2 protein-coding genes are annotated in these 1,308 nt (G+C 60.4%); both read right to left on the bottom strand.

Annotated elements, in window-relative coordinates:
• Positions 1 to 196: 196 nt before the first annotated feature.
• The gene (locus A3AY_RS0109925; RefSeq protein WP_026203280.1) at positions 197 to 1,030 is read right to left on the bottom strand and encodes a transporter substrate-binding domain-containing protein; all 834 of its coding nucleotides are present in this window, start codon (positions 1,028 to 1,030) and stop codon (positions 197 to 199) included.
• A gap of 29 nt (positions 1,031 to 1,059) precedes the next feature.
• Positions 1,060 to 1,308: Lrp/AsnC ligand binding domain-containing protein (locus tag A3AY_RS0109930; protein ID WP_026203281.1), on the bottom strand; the 249-nt coding region annotated here is incomplete at its 5' end.

The raw sequence follows: 1,308 nt of genomic DNA on the forward strand, positions 1-1,308 counted from the left end.
TGGCGATAAAGTCATCAACCAGCCCATCGCACCCCGCGCGCACGACCAGCGGGACCGAGGCCCCGCCTACCCGACGGAATTTTACCGGAAAAGGCCAAGAGGCGGGATGCCCGACATCGCCGGCCGGACGATCGAACGTCGTATCAAGCATTATGACGCCCAAGGCGTGGGAGGAACCGCACATCGCCGGGACCGCTCAGAAGGTCAGGTTCGTGGGCAGCGTAGCCTTGTCGACACCAACGAGTGCGAGACTTTCGACGATCCATCCCGACACATCGCCTTCCTTGCGGCGCTCGGCGAGCCAGACATCGACGTAATCGCGGAACTCGCCGTTTGGATCGCGGCGCACGCCGATGGTGGTCGGCTGGCTGGCCTGTGGTTGGGGTATGATCAGATTGGCGGTCGGCGCGAGATTCTTCGTTGTCACGACGGCCAGTAGGGCGACTTGGATGATGGCGTCGGCGCGGCCGGACTGAAGCGCCAGAATGGTTTCGTCGGCTGATTTGAGGGCGACGAGCGTGCAGTTCGGTAGCGTTTTACGAGCGAACTTGTCCTGAGTGGAGCCGAGATCGACGGCGATGCGCATCTCCGGCTTGTTCATCTCCTCCCACGTCGTAACCTCCAGGTCCTTACGGACGACCAGAGTGAAGGTGTTGTCCATCAGCGCTTTGGTGAAATCCACGACCTTGGCGCGTTCGGGGGTGTTGCTGAGGCCGAACATCATGTCGATCTTGTTGCTTTGCAGGTCGATCACGGCATTGCCCCAGGTGGTTTCGACCGTATCAAGCTTCACGCCGAGATGTTCGGCGAAGTCCCGGCCCATCGAGACGCAGAAACCTTCCCATTCTCCGGTCGCGAGGTTCTTGTGATAGTACGGCTCCGTGCCGGCGAATACACCGATCCGCAAGGCACCCCGCGCGCGTATCGCGTCCAGCGTCGGGCCTTCGGCGGCAGCGAGAAGCGGGCCGGGCAAAAGCAGTGCCGAAGCGCCTGCCAGGAGCATTACTTTTCCGAAGTCGCGTCTGTTCATGGTCGTATCCCCAGTTGATTATGTGTTCCCTATTGCGCCTTGCAGGCGATCAACGCGTTTTCGCGATTGATTTTGCTGGAAAGTACGACCGAATAGGTCACGCTTTCTATTTCGTCGATCTGGGCGAGCTCGTCGATGAGCGCCTCGAGATCCTCCAGGAGATTCACGCTCACGCGGCAAAGGATGTTCGCTTGGCCGCTGATCGCATCGGCGGCCAGAATCTCGGGATACTCGCGCAGGATCGAAAACAGCCGCTGCGATGCTCGCATAGAGGCGGT

Origin of the sequence: Rhizobium giardinii bv. giardinii H152 (assembly GCF_000379605.1) — a bacterium.
GTDB lineage: Bacteria > Pseudomonadota > Alphaproteobacteria > Rhizobiales > Rhizobiaceae > Pararhizobium > Pararhizobium giardinii.

Excerpts from the sequence above, each read along its gene's own strand:
- A3AY_RS0109925 (WP_026203280.1), bottom strand. The coding sequence starts at position 1,030 with ATGAACAGACGCGACTTCGGAAAAGTAATGCTCCTGGCAGGCGCTTCG.